The 16,978-nt window shown below is 63.4% G+C and carries 16 protein-coding genes; 7 read left to right on the forward strand and 9 right to left on the reverse strand.

Annotated features, from left to right (window positions below):
* Positions 1-132: 132 nt before the first annotated feature.
* The 6 genes from V1289_RS47120 to tpiA all read right to left on the reverse strand — a co-directional run bounded on the left by V1289_RS47120 (position 133) and on the right by tpiA (position 6,025).
* Positions 133-1,326: an MFS transporter gene (locus tag V1289_RS47120; RefSeq protein WP_334406510.1), complete on the reverse strand. Its 1,194-nt coding sequence runs from the start codon at positions 1,324-1,326 to the stop codon at positions 133-135.
* 16 nt (positions 1,327-1,342) lie between these two features.
* The gene (kdsA, locus tag V1289_RS47125) at positions 1,343-2,206 is read right to left on the reverse strand and encodes a 3-deoxy-8-phosphooctulonate synthase (protein WP_334406511.1); all 864 of its coding nucleotides are present in this window, start codon (positions 2,204-2,206) and stop codon (positions 1,343-1,345) included.
* A 183-nt stretch (positions 2,207-2,389) separates the two neighbouring features.
* Positions 2,390-2,716 carry an NIPSNAP family protein gene (locus V1289_RS47130; protein WP_334406513.1) on the reverse strand — a complete coding sequence of 109 codons (327 nt, stop codon included), beginning with the start codon at positions 2,714-2,716 and terminating at the stop codon, positions 2,390-2,392.
* 175 nt (positions 2,717-2,891) lie between these two features.
* On the reverse strand, positions 2,892-4,523 hold the full coding sequence (locus tag V1289_RS47135) for a CTP synthase (protein WP_074276578.1): 1,632 nt from the start codon (positions 4,521-4,523) through the stop codon (positions 2,892-2,894).
* A 166-nt stretch (positions 4,524-4,689) separates the two neighbouring features.
* Positions 4,690-5,082 (reverse strand): preprotein translocase subunit SecG, encoded by a 393-nt coding sequence (gene secG, locus V1289_RS47140; protein WP_334406515.1) that lies wholly within the window; start codon positions 5,080-5,082, stop codon positions 4,690-4,692.
* 187 nt (positions 5,083-5,269) lie between these two features.
* Positions 5,270-6,025 carry a triose-phosphate isomerase gene (tpiA, locus tag V1289_RS47145; RefSeq protein ID WP_334406517.1) on the reverse strand — a complete coding sequence of 252 codons (756 nt, stop codon included), beginning with the start codon at positions 6,023-6,025 and terminating at the stop codon, positions 5,270-5,272.
* A 243-nt stretch (positions 6,026-6,268) separates the two neighbouring features.
* Between tpiA and V1289_RS47150 the strand changes: the two genes are divergently transcribed.
* The 5 genes from V1289_RS47150 (at position 6,269) to V1289_RS47170 (ending at position 10,943) form a co-directional block, all read left to right on the forward strand.
* Positions 6,269-8,170 (forward strand): peptidylprolyl isomerase, encoded by a 1,902-nt coding sequence (locus V1289_RS47150; RefSeq protein WP_334406519.1) that lies wholly within the window; start codon positions 6,269-6,271, stop codon positions 8,168-8,170.
* Between the two features lie 47 nt (positions 8,171-8,217).
* Entirely contained in the window at positions 8,218-9,231 is a 1,014-nt protein-coding gene (trpD, locus tag V1289_RS47155; RefSeq protein ID WP_334406521.1) for an anthranilate phosphoribosyltransferase, read from the forward strand.
* Between the two features lie 17 nt (positions 9,232-9,248).
* The gene (trpC, locus tag V1289_RS47160) at positions 9,249-10,070 is read left to right on the forward strand and encodes an indole-3-glycerol phosphate synthase TrpC (RefSeq protein WP_334406523.1); all 822 of its coding nucleotides are present in this window, start codon (positions 9,249-9,251) and stop codon (positions 10,068-10,070) included.
* A 6-nt stretch (positions 10,071-10,076) separates the two neighbouring features.
* A complete protein-coding gene (gene moaC / locus V1289_RS47165) occupies positions 10,077-10,574 on the forward strand; it encodes a cyclic pyranopterin monophosphate synthase MoaC (RefSeq protein ID WP_309177176.1) in 498 nt (165 codons plus the stop codon).
* A 93-nt stretch (positions 10,575-10,667) separates the two neighbouring features.
* Positions 10,668-10,943 (forward strand): hypothetical protein, encoded by a 276-nt coding sequence (locus V1289_RS47170; protein ID WP_334406525.1) that lies wholly within the window; start codon positions 10,668-10,670, stop codon positions 10,941-10,943.
* Positions 10,944-11,071: 128 nt separating this feature from the next.
* On the opposite strand, the gene V1289_RS47175 is transcribed toward V1289_RS47170, so the two are convergent.
* Complete coding sequence (locus V1289_RS47175; RefSeq protein WP_334407948.1) at positions 11,072-11,560, reverse strand: CGNR zinc finger domain-containing protein; 489 nt, start codon at positions 11,558-11,560, stop codon at positions 11,072-11,074.
* A 132-nt stretch (positions 11,561-11,692) separates the two neighbouring features.
* Here V1289_RS47175 and V1289_RS47180 point away from each other — a divergent pair, with 132 nt between their 5' ends.
* Positions 11,693-14,425: a bifunctional diguanylate cyclase/phosphodiesterase gene (locus V1289_RS47180; RefSeq protein WP_334406527.1), complete on the forward strand. Its 2,733-nt coding sequence runs from the start codon at positions 11,693-11,695 to the stop codon at positions 14,423-14,425.
* 257 nt (positions 14,426-14,682) lie between these two features.
* On the opposite strand, the gene V1289_RS47185 is transcribed toward V1289_RS47180, so the two are convergent.
* Positions 14,683-16,023 carry a S41 family peptidase gene (locus V1289_RS47185; protein WP_334406529.1) on the reverse strand — a complete coding sequence of 447 codons (1,341 nt, stop codon included), beginning with the start codon at positions 16,021-16,023 and terminating at the stop codon, positions 14,683-14,685.
* A gap of 47 nt (positions 16,024-16,070) precedes the next feature.
* Here V1289_RS47185 and V1289_RS47190 point away from each other — a divergent pair, with 47 nt between their 5' ends.
* Positions 16,071-16,325 (forward strand): hypothetical protein, encoded by a 255-nt coding sequence (locus tag V1289_RS47190; protein ID WP_334406531.1) that lies wholly within the window; start codon positions 16,071-16,073, stop codon positions 16,323-16,325.
* Positions 16,326-16,454: 129 nt separating this feature from the next.
* Here the strand turns inward: V1289_RS47190 and V1289_RS47195 are convergent, their stop codons facing one another.
* A complete protein-coding gene (locus V1289_RS47195) occupies positions 16,455-16,943 on the reverse strand; it encodes a sensor histidine kinase (RefSeq protein ID WP_334406533.1) in 489 nt (162 codons plus the stop codon).
* Positions 16,944-16,978: the final 35 nt, after the last annotated feature.

Raw genomic sequence — 16,978 nt, forward strand, 5'->3', positions numbered from 1 at the left:
ACGAGGACTAGGCGCTAAAAGTGTAAGGGAGCTTGAGGCGCGCCGGAGATTGCCGAAAGGGAAGCCGGGATTTGCCCGCATGGTGAACGGACGGTTATCGTTTGCCCCGACTCCCGGCAATGGGCGCGCCGACTAGGTCGTTGCGGCATCCGCCGGCCGCGTCTGCCGCAATAGCCGTGCGCAGACGAATCCCAGCACGATCATCACCGCGGCCGCCATAAGCAAGGTCGGCCCTTTGCCGGCATGCTGGATGCCGAAACCATACGCGATGGGGCCGACGGTCTGGCCCATGAAAAAGAAGAACGAATGCAGCGACAGCGCAGTCGCGCGCGCCTCCACCGACAGCTCGCTGGCAAACACCTGCAAGCAGCCATGGATCATGTAGAAGCCCCAGCCCATGAAGAGTAGGCTCAGCATTTGAAGTTTCCATTGCGGACCGAGCGCCACGGCGACGAGTTGCAGGGCGACCAGCGTCGCGCCCGCGAACATCATGCCCTTGACGCCGAGCCGCGGCAGGAACCGCGAGACGGTCAAGGTGTAGAACAACCCGCCGATGGCAAATCCGGCGATCACGATGCCGGCGATCGAGAGCGAGGTTTCGCCGAGTTCGAACAGGAACGCCGCTAAGAACGGAAACAGCCCGAGCACGCAGCAGCCCTCGATGAAGACCGCCGAGTAGCAAACGCGCGCATTCGGGTTGGTGAAGATCGTGCGGTAGCCGTGCCTGAGCGCCGACAGGCTGGTGCGGGGCGGACGCGTCATGGCGGCGTTTCGAAACCCGGCGGCCACGGCAATCGCCGCCACTATGACCAGGGCACCAAGCACGGCGAGCACGCCGCGCCAGCCCAGGAAATCGCCGATCAGGCCGGAAGCCGAGGCACCGAGCAGATTGCCCGTCATCGAGCCCATCAGCGTGCGCCCGATCGCGATCTGGCGCTTCTCGGGGCCGACCAGATCGCTGGTCAACCCAAGCGCGATCGGAAACACGCCGCCGGAGCCGATGCCGGCGAGAACACGGGTCGCAAACAACAGCGGGAACGACGTCGCCATCGCGCCCAGGATATTGGCGAGGCCGAGCAGCACGAGACAGACGATCATCAGCCGCGCCTTGCCGAACAGATCGGCGGTGGCGCCGAGCACCGGCTGGATGATGGCAAAGGTGAAGGCGAACACGGCGGCGAAGCTTGCGGCGGCCGCGATGGTCACGCCGAAGTCGTCGGCGACATGCGGCAAAACCGGATCGAGCGCGCGGGCCGACAGGCTGGCGGCAAAGGTTGCGAGCGTAATGATATTCAGCGCCGGCGGCAGGCGGCTCGACGCGGTCACGGCAATATCCGCGCCATCAACGCGCTGCGTGCTTGCTAAGGTTCTTGGCGAGCGCGTCGAACCCCATCAAGGTCCGCACCAGACCTTCGAATTCGCGCAGCGGCACCATGTTGGGGCCGTCGGACGGCGCGGAATCGGGATCGGGATGGGTTTCGATGAACACACCGGCAACCCCGACCGCGACCGCGGCGCGGGCCAGCACCGGGACGAATTCGCGCTCGCCGCCCGATGAGGTCCCCTTCCCGCCGGGCTGTTGCACCGAATGGGTGGCATCGAAAATGACCGGCGCATTAGTTGTTCGCGCCAGGATCGGCAGCGCCCGCATGTCCGAGACCAGCGTGTTGTAGCCGAACGACGCGCCGCGCTCGGTGACCAGCACGTTGGGATTGTTGGCGCCGGTGATCTTGGCGACGACATTGGCCATGTCCCACGGCGCCAAAAACTGCCCCTTCTTGACGTTGACGACCTTGCCGGTCGCGGCCGCCGCCAGCAGCAAATCGGTCTGCCGGCACAGGAAGGCCGGAATCTGCAGGACATCCACCGCCTGCGCCACCTCGGCGCATTGCGAGGCCTCGTGCACGTCGGTGAGGACGGGCAGACCGAGCGAGCCGCGTATCTCCGCAAAAATCGGCAACGCCTGCTTTAACCCGATGCCGCGCGCGGCGGAAACGCTGGTGCGGTTGGCCTTGTCGAAGGAGGTCTTGTAGACCAGCCCTATTCCGAGCCGCGCCGCGATCTCCTTCAGCGCACCCGCAACTTCCAGCGCATGCGCGCGGCTCTCGAGCTGGCACGGACCGGCGATGATCGAAATCGGCAGATCGTTGCCGAATTTGACCGCGCCAGCCGTCACCACCGGTTCCGCAGAGATGTTTGTGTTCAAGGGTATTTCCTTCTTGCCTCGCGCGGACCATGCCGGTCCGCGCCTGGCGCGTATTCCGCAAAAGTGGGCACCGGTTTTGCGACAAGAATACGCGCAAAACCAAAAACCGGGAGCATTTTCTTGTCAGAAAATGCTCTGGGATCAACTCTGTTTAAGCCCCGAATATCAGGGTTGCGCTACCAGTCACTTCACTGAGGAGAAGGACGTCGGCACCAGCAATTGATTGACGATATTGCCGACGATCTGGCCGTCTTCCTCGGTCTTGGCGCGCGCCGCGATCCAGTCGGGGTCGCTTTGGAACGCAGCCCACTTCTTCTCGCGATCGGCGAGCGATTCCCATGCCAAAAGATAGGTCAATTCCTGATTGGATTCGCCGACCAGCGTGGTGAAGAAACCGGCCTGCTTGATGCCGTGCTTTTCCCAAAGTTTCAGGGTGATGGTTTCAAAGCGCTTGAGCAGCGCCGGCAAACGGCCCGGCAGGCAACGGTAGACGCGGGTTTCGTAGATCATTGGTGGTCCTCCCTTTTCTTGCGCGGCGTTTATAGCGGGTGGTTGGGAGGCTGTCTTGGCCGGATCGAGCACGTCCTGCGGCTTGGCGCGCATGACTGCCCCGCATCGTCATTGCGAGGAGCAACGCGACAAATGACGCGGCAGATCCGCGCCACGGATCGCTTCGGGGAGCCTCTTACACCAGCCGGCTTTGCGCCATCGCGGCCTGAATGAACGACGCGAACAGCGGGTGCGGTTCGAACGGGCGCGACTTCAGTTCCGGATGGAATTGCACGCCGATGAACCAGGGATGGTCCTCATATTCGACGATCTCCGGCAACACGCCGTCGGGCGACAGGCCTGAAAACCGCAGGCCGTGCTGTTCGAGCCGGTCCTTGTAGGCGGTGTTGACCTCATATCGGTGACGGTGGCGCTCGGAAATCTCGGTGGCGCCGCCATAGACTTCCGACACCCGGCTGCCGCGCTTGAGCTCGGCCGGATAGGCCCCGAGCCGCATCGTGCCGCCGAGATCACCGGACCTCGAGCGCTTCTCGAGTTCGTTGCCGCGCAGCCATTCCGTCATCAGGCCGACCAGCGGCTCTTTCGTCGGGCCGAACTCAGTGGAATTGGCTTCCTCGATGCCGACCAGATTGCGCGCGGCCTCAATGACCGCCATCTGCATGCCGAAGCAGATGCCGAAATACGGCACGTCGCGCTCGCGGGCGAACTGCGCCGCGCGGATCTTGCCTTCGGCGCCACGCTGGCCAAAGCCGCCGGGCACCAGAATGCCGTTGACGTGTTCGAGGAACGGCGCCGGGTCCTCGTTCTCGAACACCTCGCTCTCGATCCAGTCGAGATTGACCTTCACCTTGTTGGCGATGCCGCCATGCGACAGCGCCTCGATCAGCGATTTATAGGCGTCCTTCATGCCGGTGTATTTGCCGACGATGGCGATGGTCACAGCACCCTCGGGGTTGCGCACCCGCTCGTTGATCACGTTCCAACTCTGCAGCGCCGGCGGAATTTTCGGGGTGATGCCGAACGCGGCCAGCACCTCGTCGTCGAGACCGGCGGCGTGGTAGGCCTCGGGCACCGCGTAGATGTTGTCGACGTCGCGGGCCTCGATCACGGCACTTTCGCGCACGTTGCAGAACAGGCCGAGCTTGCGCCGCTCTTCCTTCGGAATCTCGCGGTCGGTGCGGCACAAAAGGATATCCGGCTGGATGCCGATCGAGCGCAGTTCCTTGACCGAGTGCTGGGTCGGCTTTGTCTTCAATTCGCCGGCGCTCGGGATGAACGGCAACAGCGTCAGATGAATGTAGATGGCATGCTCGCGCGGCAGATCGTTCTTGAGCTGGCGGATCGCCTCGAAGAACGGCAGGCCCTCGATGTCGCCGACGGTGCCGCCGATCTCGACCAGCACGAAATCGTAGTCGTCGTTGCCGGAGAGCACGAATTCCTTGATCGCGTTGGTGACGTGCGGGACCACCTGGATGGTGGCGCCGAGATAGTCGCCGCGGCGTTCCTTGGTGATGATGTCCTGATAAATGCGCCCGGTGGTGATGTTGTCGGCCTTGGTGGCGGGCCGTCCGGTAAAGCGCTCGTAGTGGCCGAGATCGAGATCGGTCTCGGCGCCGTCGTCAGTCACGAACACTTCGCCGTGCTGGTAGGGCGACATCGTTCCGGGATCGAGGTTGAGATAGGGATCGAGTTTGCGGAGCCGGACCTTGTACCCGCGGGCCTGCAGCAGGGCACCAAGTGCCGCTGAAGCCAGACCCTTTCCGAGCGAAGAAACCACGCCGCCGGTGATGAATATGTACCGCGCCATGGGGCTTAACCTTTAAGGCCACTGGGCCGATTCGCCAAAACGAATCGCAGCCAGCGGCGAACATTCTGTCGGGCTGTGGGTGACGTGAAATCTAAAGCAATATCAGGGCATTGATGGGAAGTTCTGATGCGGGACGGTAGACGCCATCCTGCATAGCCACCCTGCTTTATTGCGAACGCGGGGCCTGTGGGCCCGATGGCGCCGGCTGGCCCTGCTGCTCATCCACCTTCTTCAGCGAATCCAGGACGCCGCCAGAGGTCGGTGGCGTGATCGGGGTCGCGCCGCCGGCCGGCTGGGATTGCGACGCCGGGGGGTTACCGAGAATCGAGGCCGGCTTGCGATCACCGCCTGCGATCCAGGCCAAAAACAAGCTGGTCGCAAAGAAGCCTGCCGCCAGGACGGCGGTGGTCCGGCTCAACAGATTGGCCGTGCCGCGGCTCGACATAAAGCCCGCGCCTCCACCCATGCCGAGGCCGCCGCCTTCGGATTTCTGCAGCAACACGGAGCCGATCAGCACGGCGACGATCATGAGGTGAATGACGATAACGACGGTCTGCATCTTAAAACCTTCCATCGCAAGCCGAGAGCGCCGGTTCCGGCTGCACATGAAGGCTTGCGGGTTTTCCTGAAGTTGCGCGGTGTTACACGATCGGACCGGGCATTGTCACCCCCGATCGCGCCCTATCCTTATGTTTGAGCATGATCTTTCGGAAAAGCGGCGACCACTTTTCCGGATCATGCTGTAACTAAGGGCAGCCAGCTGCGATCGCAAGGAAATCGGCCGCTTTCAGGCTGGCGCCGCCGACCAGGGCGCCGTTGACGTTGGCAACCCCCATCAATTCGGCCGCGTTCGAGGGCTTTACCGAGCCGCCATAGAGGATCCGGACCCTAGCCCCCTCGTCGTTAAAGCGAGCTACCAGAACATCCCGGATAAACCGATGAACTTGCTCGACATCTTTGGCCGTGGGGGTCAGCCCGGTGCCGATCGCCCAGACCGGCTCGTAGGCCACCACCAGATTGGCCGCGGTCGCCGCGTCCGGCAGCGAGCCCTTGAGCTGGCCGCCGCAAATATCGAGCGTCTGCCCGGCATCGCGTTGCGCGCGGGTTTCGCCGATGCAGACGATGGCGGTGAGGCCCGCGCGCCAGGCCGCCTCAGCCTTCTGCCGAACCAGCGCGTCGGTTTCGCCGTGGTCGGCCCGCCGCTCGGAATGGCCGACGATGATGGCGCCGGCCCCGACATCCGCCAGCATTTCGGCCGAAAGATCGCCGGTGTGGGCGCCGGAGGCCTTGGGATGGCAATCCTGCGCACCGACCGCGAGCTTTGAGCCCCGCGCCTTGGCGGCGAAGGCAGCGATCAGGGTCGCCGGGGGACAGACCAGCAAATCGGCTTTCCCCTCGAGCGCGGCGGCGCCCGCGCACATGGCGTCGAATTCGGCCAAAGAGGCCGTTAGGCCGTTCATTTTCCAGTTGCCGGCGATCAGCGGCCGGATGGTATCGGTCATGTCAAATTCCCGCGAATATTGGGCCCGCATGCGCTAGCAGAGCGCAGCGATCAGTTCCAGACACCGGCGATACGATCCCTCAAGTCGTTAACTGCTTCAATTGGGCCACCCCGCTGAGGTTGCGACCGGGCGGCTGCCACTTTATGATGCGTTATCAACTCGGTGACGCCCTGTTGCGGAATTCGAACCCGAATCCGCCTTTGGGCACGACCCGGTTCCCCTCCTGCAAAACAAGTTGGACCCATGCTTCGAGGAATGCGGAAAGCCTCATCAAACTGGCTCGGCAAGATCATCATGGCCACCGTGATGGGCGTCTTGATCGTGAGCTTCGGAGTCTGGGGCATCGCCGACATCTTCCGGGGATTCGGCCAGTCGACGCTGGCCAAGATCGGCCGGACCGAGATTTCGGCCGAGCAATTCCGTCAGATCTATACCGACAAGCTGCAGCAGCTGGGCCGCCAGTTCGGCCGCCCCCTGACCATGGACCAGGCCCGCGCCTTCGGGCTTGACCGCCAGGTGCTGCAACAAACCATTGCCGAGGCCGCGCTCGACGAGGAAGCCCGCCGCATGGGGCTCGGTCAGTCCGACGCCGAGGTCATGCGGACGATCTACAACGATCCCAACTTCAAGGGACTTAACGGCACGTTCGAACCGGCCCGCTTCCAGTCCATGATCCGGCAGTTCGGTTACACCGAGCAGCGTTATCTCGCCGAGCAACGGAGGGTGGCGCTGCGGCGTCAGATCGCCGGTACCATTTCGGCCGGCCTCGAACCGCCGAAGGTGCTGATCGATGCGCTGACGCGCTTCCAGAACGAACAGCGCTCGGTCGAATATATCAAGCTCGACACTGCGCAGGCAGGCCAAATCGATCCGCCCTCTCCCGAGACGCTCGCGGCCTATTTCGACGACCACAAGACCCAGTTCCGGGCCCCCGAATACCGCAAGCTTTCCTTCGTCGTGATCAACCCGGAAGAGATCGGTAAATGGGCCGATGTTTCCGACGAGGATGCCAAGAAGGCGTTCGAGCAGCGGCGCGACAAACTCGGAACGCCGGAACGGCGCGAAGTGTCGCAAATGGTGTTTCCCAACGCCGAGGAAGCGCTGGCGGCGCGCGGACGCATCACGTCCGGATTGTCGTTCGACGATCTGGCCAAGGAGCGCAACCTCAACGTATCCGACGTCGACCTCGGCATGATCGCGAAATCCGCGATCATCGATCCTGCCGTTGCGGAGGCTGCGTTTTCGCTGCCTTCCGGCGAGGTGAGCCAGCCGGTGCAAGGCCAGTTCGGCGTGGCGCTGGTCAAGATCGGCAAGATCGAGCCCGGCGTGACGCCCACCTATGAGAGCTTCGCTGCCCAGCTGAAGAAGGAAATCGCGACCGAACGCGCGCGCGCGAAGGTCGCCGAACTTCACAACAAGATGGAAGACGAGCGCGGCGGTGGCGCCAGCGTGGTCGAAGCGGCGCAGAAGCTTGGATTGGCCGCCGTCACGATCGACGCGGTCGATCGTTCCGGCCGTATGCCCAACGGTCAGCTGGTGGCCAATATTCCGCGCGGCCTCGACGTGGTCTCGCAGGCCTTCAACAGCGATGTCGGCGTCGACAACGACCCGATCCAGTTCGGCGGCGGCTATGTCTGGTACGACGTGCTCGGCATCACGCAGTCGCGCGAGCGCACGCTCGACGAGGTCAAGGATCAGGTCGAGGCGCGCTGGCGCGATGACCAGATCTCGACCAAGCTGCGGGCCAAGGCGACCGAAATGGTCGAGAAGCTCGAGCATGGCGGCACGCTGGCCGAGGAAGCGGCGGCAGTGGGGTCGAAGGTCGAAACCGCAGCCGGTTTCCGGCGCGATGCATCCCTGCCCGGCGTCCCCGCAAGCGTGGTGACGGCGGCATTTCGCACGGCCAAGGACGGCGTCGGCCAAACCCCCGGCGCCGGCGGCAGCGAGTGGATCGTATTCCGCGTCACCGATATCAGCGTACCGCCGGTCGATGCCGCCTCGGACGACGTGAAGAAGCTGAAGGAAACGCTGGTGCGCGGGCTGACCGATGAACAGCTTGCGCAATATGTCACGAAGCTGGAATCCGAGATCGGCACCACCATCAACCAGGCCGCCTTCGCACAGGTGACGGGCGCGAACAACTGAGCATGATCCGAACGGGTCATGCCCCCACCCAATCCTGAAAGCACGCGATGGACGACCTCAAATCTATCATCGGGAAAGTCGCCACCGGCGCCACGCTGTCGCGCGAGGAGGCGGCGTCCGCCTTCGACAGCATGATGTCCGGCGAGGCCACGCCCTCGCAGATGGGCGGGTTGCTGATGGCGCTGCGGGTGCGCGGCGAAACCGTCGACGAGATCACCGGCGCGGTATCGGCGATGCGCGGCAAGATGCTGCGCGTCGAAGCACCCGCCGAGGCGGTCGACGTGGTCGGCACCGGCGGCGATGGCTCCGGCTCGGTCAACGTGTCGACCTGCGCCTCCTTCATCGTCGCGGGCGCCGGCGTACCCGTCGCCAAACACGGCAACCGCGCGCTGTCGTCGCGCTCGGGCGCAGCTGACGTATTGGCTTCACTCGGCGTCAAGATCGACCTTACGCCCGGACACGTCGGCCGCTGCGTGCGGGAAGCCGGCATCGGCTTCATGTTCGCGCCCACGCATCATCCCGCCATGAAGAATGTCGGCCCGACCCGGGTCGAACTCGCTACGCGCACGATCTTCAATCTGCTCGGGCCGCTCTCCAATCCGGCCGGCGTCAAACGGCAAATGGTCGGCGTGTTTTCCAGGCATTGGGTGCAACCGCTGGCGCAGGTGCTGAAGAATCTCGGCTCCGAATCCGTCTGGGTGGTGCACGGTTCCGACGGGCTCGACGAGATCACCCTCACCGGCCCGAGCTTCGTGGCCAGCCTCGAGAACGGCAACATTCGCACCTTCGAGGTGACACCGGACGACGCAGGGCTTACGCGCGTCGGCGGCGAGGCGCTGAAAGGCGGCGACGCCGATGCCAACGCGGTGGCGCTGCAAAGCGTGCTCAATGGCAAGCCGAGCGCCTATCGCGACGTGGCACTCTTGAACGCCGCGGCGGCGCTGATCGTGGCCGGCCGCGCCAAGGATCTGAAGGAAGGCGTTGCGATCGGCGGCAAATCGCTCGACAGCGGTGCGGCTGCGGCGCGTCTCAAGCACCTGATCGCGGTTTCCAACGCCTGACCCGCGGGAGCGCTGACATGTCCGATATCCTGAGCAAGATCGAGACCTACAAGCGCGAAGAGATCGCCGCCGCCAGGCGCGCGCATCCGCTGGCCAACCTGGAGGCGCTCGCGAAGACGGCGCCACCGCCGCGCGGTTTCGTGCGCGCGATCCGTGAAAAACTCGCGCGCGGCGACTACGCGCTGATTGCCGAGGTGAAGAAGGCATCGCCCTCGAAGGGGCTGATCCGCGCCGATTTCGATCCGCCGGTGCTGGCAAAGGCGTATGAGGCCGGCGGGGCGGCGTGCTTGTCGGTGCTGACGGATACGCCGTCGTTCCAGGGCCATCTTGATTTCATGGTCGCGGCGCGCGCGGCGACCAATCTGCCGGTGCTGCGCAAGGATTTCATGTTCGACACCTATCAGGTGGTCGAGGCGCGCGCCCACGGCGCCGACTGCATCCTGATCATCATGGCAGCCCTCGACGATGCCGCCGCCAAGGACCTCGAAGACGCGGCGATTGCGCATGGCATGGACGTGCTGATCGAAATCCACGACCGCGCCGAACTCGATCGGGCGCTGAAACTTCGCTCGCCGATGATCGGCGTCAACAACCGCAATCTCCGCACCTTCGAGACCTCGCTTGCGACCAGCGAGGCGCTGGCGCCGCTGATTCCGCGCGACCGGCTGATGGTCGGCGAAAGCGGCATCTTCGCGCCCGCCGATCTCGCGCGGCTCAAGCGCGTCGGCATGTCGACCTTCCTGGTCGGCGAAAGCCTGATGCGTCAGGCCGATGTCGCCGCGGCAACGCGCGCCTTGCTGTCCCGTGCCGAGACCCCCCGCGCGACCGGAACGCGCTAGAAGAAGATGGCCCGAAAATCGTCCAAAGGCGGATCCGCCCTCACCCATATCGATGCGTCCGGCGAAGCGCGGATGGTCGACGTCTCGGCCAAACCCGCGACCGAACGAATGGCGGTCGCCGAAGGCTGTGTCGTCATGAGCAAGGCGACGCTCGAACTGATCGTTTCCGGCAACGCCAAGAAGGGCGACGTGCTGGGTGCCGCGCGCATCGCCGGCATCATGGCCGCGAAGCGCACGTCGGATCTGATCCCGCTGTGCCACCCGCTGGCGCTGTCGAAGGTCACGCTGGACATTACCCCGGACAGGAAATTGCCCGGCTGCCTGGTCCGCGCCACGGTCAAGGTCACCGGCCCGACCGGCGTCGAGATGGAAGCGCTGACGGCGGTGTCGGTCGCGTGCCTGACCATCTACGACATGATCAAGGCGGTGGAGCGCGGCGTTCGCATCGAGGGCATTCATCTCGTCGAGAAAAAGGGCGGCAAGTCGGGGCACTACCGCGCCTAGGCAAGACCCATCACGGGGGTGTGACGGGACGATCCGGACGTAAGCACCGGCGCGCGGTGTTATCCTCTTGTCACCTTCATGCGGAGAAACGCGATGCGGCTATTCAGGCTTCTCGGTGCAGCCACGGTTTTTTCGGTGCTCGCCCTGCCGGCGATGGCGCAGGCTGTCATCTACGAGCCCGGCTATTGTGCGCAGTACTATCCCGACGCCAATTGCCAGAACATGGGCCCGGGCAATCCCAACAGCCTCGAATATCGCAGCCGCCTGGGACAGAACAACCGCACATGGTCCGGCGGTCAGACCGTCGGCGTCGCCGGAAAGCGATCGCGGATACACCGCTCCGATTCATCGGCGGTCCGCGTGCAGTGACGACATGCTTTCGCGCACACGACGCGGCGTAGATTTGCGAGTGATCGCCGATCGACGATCGTGACCCGCCTTCGATTATTTCGTCGCAAACCTGGTGCTGAGGCCCGGCAAAAGCCGGGGGATGAAGATCATCCGGCGCGTTGCCGTTCCCGATAGCTTCTCGTCTTCATCCGGTTCCCGCACAGCGATGACACGCACCATCGCCGGGTTGCGGGTTTCGACCGGTCGAAGAACACGCGGCGGCATTCCTCGGACGCGCACATTTTCAGGCGGTCCAGGGTTCCGTTTCTGGAACCGTCGTAGAATTGCGCCACGATCGGCGACAATCCCGCCAGGGCATCTTCGCGCGCCGCCTTGAGCAGCATGCTACCGTCACCCCCCGCTTCCACGACAAGCGGAAACAGCTTCAGCGCCTTGTTCAGCGAACGGATGGCGTCCCTGTCCTTGCTCCGTTCGACCGGATCACGTTGCAGGTAGTCGCGAACCAGTGCGCGCAGCTCAAGCGCCGTCTCGAACATCGCCGATGTGATTTTGGCGCCCGTCGACAATAGCCCGCGCCGCGACATCCACGCGCCGAGTTCCCTTGCACTCTTCAGTTCGGACGTTGCCGGGCGCAGCCGTCACCTGGCTAACGTTTCGTTAACCAGGCTTGCTAACTTCAATTCCATCTCGGCGCGGTATCCATCGCATGGGTCCGGGGTGTGAGAAATCTGCTTCCGGTTGTGAATTTCTGGCAGCGATTTCCTTCAATGCTTTCAGCCGGTACCGCTTCGTTCAAGATCGCCTCCGTCCTCCGTGGCGGCCCAATCCGATGGCTGATCTTCGGCGGTGCGCTGCTGATCGCGGCGATTGCGATCGGCGCGACCGTGATGGCCGGCAATTTCCGCGAGCGCGCGCTGCATAACAGCGAACGCGAGCTGGAAAATACCGTGCTGCTGCTCGCCCGCCATTTCGATCAGCAGCTCGAGGATTTCGAGGTCGTCCAAAAGGACCTGATCGCGTTCATGCGATCCAGCGGGATCGCCACGACTGAAAACTACAAGCGTCGGATGTCCAGCGAGGAAATCCATCTGATGCTCAAGTCCAAGATGGATGCGCTGGCGTATGTCGGCGGCATCAACGTCTTCGGCGCCGACGGCGCCCTGATCAATGCTTCGGCTGCCTGGCCCGTCCCGCCCGTCAGCGTCGCCGACCGCGCCTATTTCAGGACCTTCAAGTCGGATCCGAAATCGCCGGAGATGTTGATCGAGCCGGTCTACAGCCGCATCACCGGCGTCTGGACCACGGTAATCGCCCGCAAGATCACCGGACCGAACGGCGAATTCCTGGGCGTGATCGGCCGAGGCATCGAACCGGCCAATTTCGAGAAGTTTTTCGCCTCTGTCGCGCTCGGGCCCGGGGCTACGATCGCGATGCACCACCGCGACGGCACGCTGCTCGCCCGGTATCCGCATGTCGACGAGATGATCGGCAAGAGTTTCAGGACCGGTCCGGCAAGCCAGCAGCAGGTCTTCGAGCAAGCCCAAACCACGTCGCGCCTGACCAGCCCGATCGACGGCAAGGCCCGCGTCATCTGCTCGCGCGCGCTGACCAAATTTCCGATCGTGATCGTCGCGGCGACGACCACCGAGGCGGCGCTGGCCGACTGGCGCGAACAGATCGCCATCCTGATCGGCGTGGCTGGCCTTTCCGTTCTCGCCATCGCCACCTTGCTGTTTCTCGTCGTCCGCAAGCTTTCGCAGCAGCACCGGATGTCGCAGCAGCGGCTGACCCTGGAAAAACAGCGCCTCGACACCGCCGTCAACAACATGACGCAGGGCCTGCTGCTGTTCGATTCCTCGCAACGCCTCGTCATCTGCAACAACCGCTATATCGAGATGTACGGATTGTCGGCCGCGGTCGTGAAACCGGGCTGCAGTTTCCGCGACGTGATCACCCATCGAAGAGACACGGGATCGTTTACCGGCGACGTCGACCGCTATGCCAGACGTGTGTTGCGCGACGTCGGGCTGCGGAATTCGATGGTCATCACGACGCCCGATGGGCGTTCGGTCCAGGTCGTCAACGAACCGCTGGCGGACGGCGGATGGGTGGCGACCCACGAGGACATCACCGAGCGCCGCCGCGCCGAGGAACGCATCACCCACCTCGCCCATTACGACGCGCTGACCGATTTGCCGAACCGCACCTTGTTCCACGAACAGCTCAAGCGCGAACTGCCTCACGTCGCGCCGGACCGGCAATTGGCCGTGCTCTATATCGACATCGACGAATTCAAGAGCGTCAACGACTCGCTCGGCCACATGATCGGCGATGAGTTGCTGAAGTCGGTGGCGGCCAGCCTCGGCCGCTGCATCCAGGACACCGATTTCGTCGCCCGGCTCGGCGGCGACGAATTCGCCATCGTACAGACCGGGGTCAAGGACACCGCCGACGTCACCGCGCTCGTCGGCCGCATTTTCGAAGCGATCCGCACCCCGTTCGAATGCCACGGTCATCAGGTGACCACCGACGCCAGCGTCGGCATCGCGCTGGCGCCGCAGGATGGTTCCGATCTCGATCAGATACTTAAGAATGCGGATCTGGCGATGTATGCAGCCAAGGCCGCCGGCCGCCGCACCCATCGCTTCTTCGAAGCGGAAATGGACGCCCAGGTCCGCGCCCGTCGCATCCTGGAGACGGATCTGCGGCAGGCGATCCTGGATGGCGGCTTCGAGGTCTATTATCAGCCCTGCCTTGGCCTTGCGAACAACGAGATCACCGGCTGCGAGGCGCTGCTGCGCTGGCGCCATCCGCAGCGCGGCATGATTTCGCCGGCCGAATTCGTGCCGATCTCCGAGGAGACCGGCCTGATCAATCCGCTCGGCGAGTGGGTGCTGACCACGGCTTGCGCGGAAGCCGCCAGTTGGCCGGAACATATCCGGCTCGCCGTCAACGTCTCGCCGGTCCAGTTCAAGAGCGGCACGCTGGCGCTGAAGGTAATCGCGGCCTTGGCGGCGTCGGGGCTCGCCGCAAGCCGGCTGGAGCTTGAGATCACCGAAGCCGTCCTGATCCGCGACGACGACGCGGCGCTGGCCGTGCTGCACCAGCTTCGCGCCATCGGCGTCAGGATAGCGCTGGACGATTTCGGCACCGGCTATTCCTCGCTGAGCTATCTGCAGCGCTTCCCGTTCGACAAGATCAAGATCGACCGCTGCTTCGTCACCGACCTCGCCGAGCCGGAAGGGTCCTCCTGCATCGTGCAGGCGGTGGTGAACATCGCCGCCGAACGCCGCATGACCACGACGGCCGAAGGCGTCGAGACCGAGCAGCAGCGCGACTTGCTGCGCGCGCTCGGCTGTTCGGAGATGCAGGGCTATCTGTTCAGCCCGCCAAAACCCGCGGCCGAGATCAGGCCGCTACTGTTCACGCACCAGCAGAACCCGGCGGCGACGCACCCAATCCCGGCGCAAAAACGCAAACCCGTTGCCCGGACGGCCTGATCGATTTTTTTACGCGTTTTCTACCGCAGATAAGTCTACGCAATCTGCGTAAACTTGATTGCTATGCGAACCGGCACCCACTTCGCTCGAAAACGCTACGCCACCTCAGGACGACGGAGAGTACAAACCTCATCCTGAGGAGCTTGCGAAGCAAGCGTCTCGAAGGATGGACGCAACAACGGACTCGCCGCCATCCTTCGAGACGCGGCGAAGACGCCGCTCCTCAGGATGACGTCCGAGATAGCTTCACCAGCCTCTCAGTTCGGAATCGGCCGCTTCGGCGATACCGGCGCATCCGCGTTGACGGTGACGCCGCGAAGCTGGTTGAAGGCTGCGATCAGCGCCTTGTCGTTCTTCTCCTCCGGCGGAACATAGGACTGCGAACCGGTCTGCTCGGCCCCTTCGGCCGATAGATGCCCGCGCATCGAGGCCTCGCCCTTGAGCTCGGAGCGGGTCTTGAATTCGTCCGGCACGTCCTGGAGCACTTCGATATCAGGCTTGATGCCGAGCGCCTGGATCGAATGGCCTGATGGCGTGAAATAGCGCGCGGTGGTCAGCGCCAGCGCGCCATTGCCGGTGCCGAGCGGAATGATGGTCTGCACCGAGCCCTTGCCGAACGAGCGCGTCCCGATCACGGTCGCGCGCTTGTGATCGTGCAATGCGCCGGCGACGATCTCGGACGCGGACGCGGAGCCGCCATTGATCAGCACCACAAGCGGCTTGCCTTTGGTCAGATCGCCACCCCGCGCTGTAAAACGCTGGGTTTCCTCGGGCGTGCGGCCGCGCGTCGAGACGACTTCGCCCCGCGGCATCAGGGTGCTGGTGACCGAAACCGCCTGATCGAGCAACCCGCCCGGATTGTTGCGCAGATCGATGACATAGCCCGCGAGCTTCTCCGGCGGAATTTCTTTCGAAATATCGGTGATCGCCTTGCGCAGGCCGTCGGTGGTCTGTTCGTTGAAGGAGGTGATCCTGACATAGCCGATATCGCCGCCTTCGGTGTGGTAACGCACCGGCCGCACCCGGATGATTTCACGGGTGATCGCGATGTCGATCGGCTTATCGGCATCCTTGCGAATGATCTTCAGCCGGGTCTGGCTGTTCGGCGCGCCCTTCATCTTGTTGACGGCCTGATCGAGCGTGAGGCCCTGGATCGCTTCGTCGTCGATCTGCGTGATCACGTCGCCCGACATGATGCCCGCCTTGGAGGCCGGCGTATCGTCGATTGGGGCTACGACTTTGACAAAGCCGTCTTCCATGGTGACCTCGATACCGAGCCCGCCGAACTCGCCGCGGGTGGTCTCCTGCATGTCGCTCCAGCCCTTTTCATTCATGTAGCGCGAATGCGGATCGAGCGAAGAGATCATGCCGTTGATGGCGCCCTCGACCAGCTTGCCGTCGTCGGGCTTCTCGACATAGTCGGTGCGGATGCGCTCGAACACGTCGCCAAACAGATTGAGCTGCGAGTAGGTGTTGTTGTCGGCGCGCGCGGCCGCCGTGGCGGCTCCGATCAGATGCGCCCCCTGCGGTCCGGCGACGAAAAGGGTCAGACAGGCGCCCGTAACCGTGCCAAGCAGAAAGGTAATGTTCTTGCGCATCGCTCGCGATCCTTCTCGCTATTTTTTCGCTATTCTTGGCTTCATTCTTGGCTTCGACCCGTATGAATCGGCAGCCTCGCCCGGCGACGCCAAACACACAACGGCTTTTTGGTCGGATCAAGGCCAAACCCCACCTGGACCATTACGGTCTCGTCACGACGCCCTACCCCGGCAAGTTTCACCGCCCGATCGGCCGGTTAGTTGGGATCATTGAGGATTTTCCGGCCAATCGCGATCAAATCTGCCTGTTTATTGCGCAGGGCCGGTTCGGCCTGATCGCCGACCACCTGCGATGGTCATGATATCGGCATGGCGTCCGATATATTCCAGCGGTGGCATTTGGCAGCTGTGTTTAATTTCCCTGCCCGGGAACGGCCGGTCGCGCGGAACGAAAGCGGACCTCCAGCATTTCCGCCACGGGCCAGAGCCAGTCATTTCCGCAGCGCCGCAATTGGTAGTCTCATGCGAAACATCGCGCAGCGTCCGGCTCGGTTCTCTGCCGTTAGCTGCCCGCCGTGGGCCTCAACGATGGTTCGCGCAATGGACAGGCCCATGCCCATGCCCTTCTCCTTGGTAGAAAAGAATGGATCAAAGATTTCCTTGAGCTTGTCGGGCGGAATGCCCGGTCCAGTGTCGGAAACGGACACTTCCGCAAACCTGTCCACGTGCGCGCTAACAACCGTGAGCCTGCGTTGATCCTCAGGTATCTTGGACATCGCGTCCAATGCGTTCACAATGAGATTGAGAATGACCTGTTGAATCTGAACTCGATTACCTCTAACCCGCAATGGAATCGGAGCAACTGAACTATTGAACTCGACGCTTCGCGCAACGGCGAGCGCCGAGAAAAACTGAACAGTCTCGCGCGCTGGATCATTGAGATCGATATCCTTGAGTTCAAGAGGTGACTTTCTAAGCAAGGTTCGGGTGCCGTCGGAGAAGTGGTTGGAATTGG

This window comes from Bradyrhizobium sp. AZCC 2289, from assembly GCF_036924615.1.
In the GTDB taxonomy this organism is placed as follows: domain Bacteria; phylum Pseudomonadota; class Alphaproteobacteria; order Rhizobiales; family Xanthobacteraceae; genus Bradyrhizobium.

Coding starts and splice junctions, on each gene's coding strand:
- V1289_RS47130 (WP_334406513.1), bottom strand. CDS start 2,716: ATGATCTACGAAACCCGCGTCTACCGTTGCCTGCCGGGCCGTTTGCCG.
- trpD (WP_334406521.1), top strand. CDS start 8,218: ATGGACGACCTCAAATCTATCATCGGGAAAGTCGCCACCGGCGCCACG.
- V1289_RS47150 (WP_334406519.1), top strand. CDS start 6,269: ATGCTTCGAGGAATGCGGAAAGCCTCATCAAACTGGCTCGGCAAGATC.
- trpC (WP_334406523.1), top strand. CDS start 9,249: ATGTCCGATATCCTGAGCAAGATCGAGACCTACAAGCGCGAAGAGATC.
- V1289_RS47135 (WP_074276578.1), bottom strand. CDS start 4,523: ATGGCGCGGTACATATTCATCACCGGCGGCGTGGTTTCTTCGCTCGGA.
- V1289_RS47180 (WP_334406527.1), top strand. CDS start 11,693: ATGCTTTCAGCCGGTACCGCTTCGTTCAAGATCGCCTCCGTCCTCCGT.
- tpiA (WP_334406517.1), bottom strand. CDS start 6,025: ATGACCGATACCATCCGGCCGCTGATCGCCGGCAACTGGAAAATGAAC.
- secG (WP_334406515.1), bottom strand. CDS start 5,082: ATGCAGACCGTCGTTATCGTCATTCACCTCATGATCGTCGCCGTGCTG.
- moaC (WP_309177176.1), top strand. CDS start 10,077: ATGGCCCGAAAATCGTCCAAAGGCGGATCCGCCCTCACCCATATCGAT.
- V1289_RS47170 (WP_334406525.1), top strand. CDS start 10,668: ATGCGGCTATTCAGGCTTCTCGGTGCAGCCACGGTTTTTTCGGTGCTC.
- V1289_RS47185 (WP_334406529.1), bottom strand. CDS start 16,023: ATGCGCAAGAACATTACCTTTCTGCTTGGCACGGTTACGGGCGCCTGT.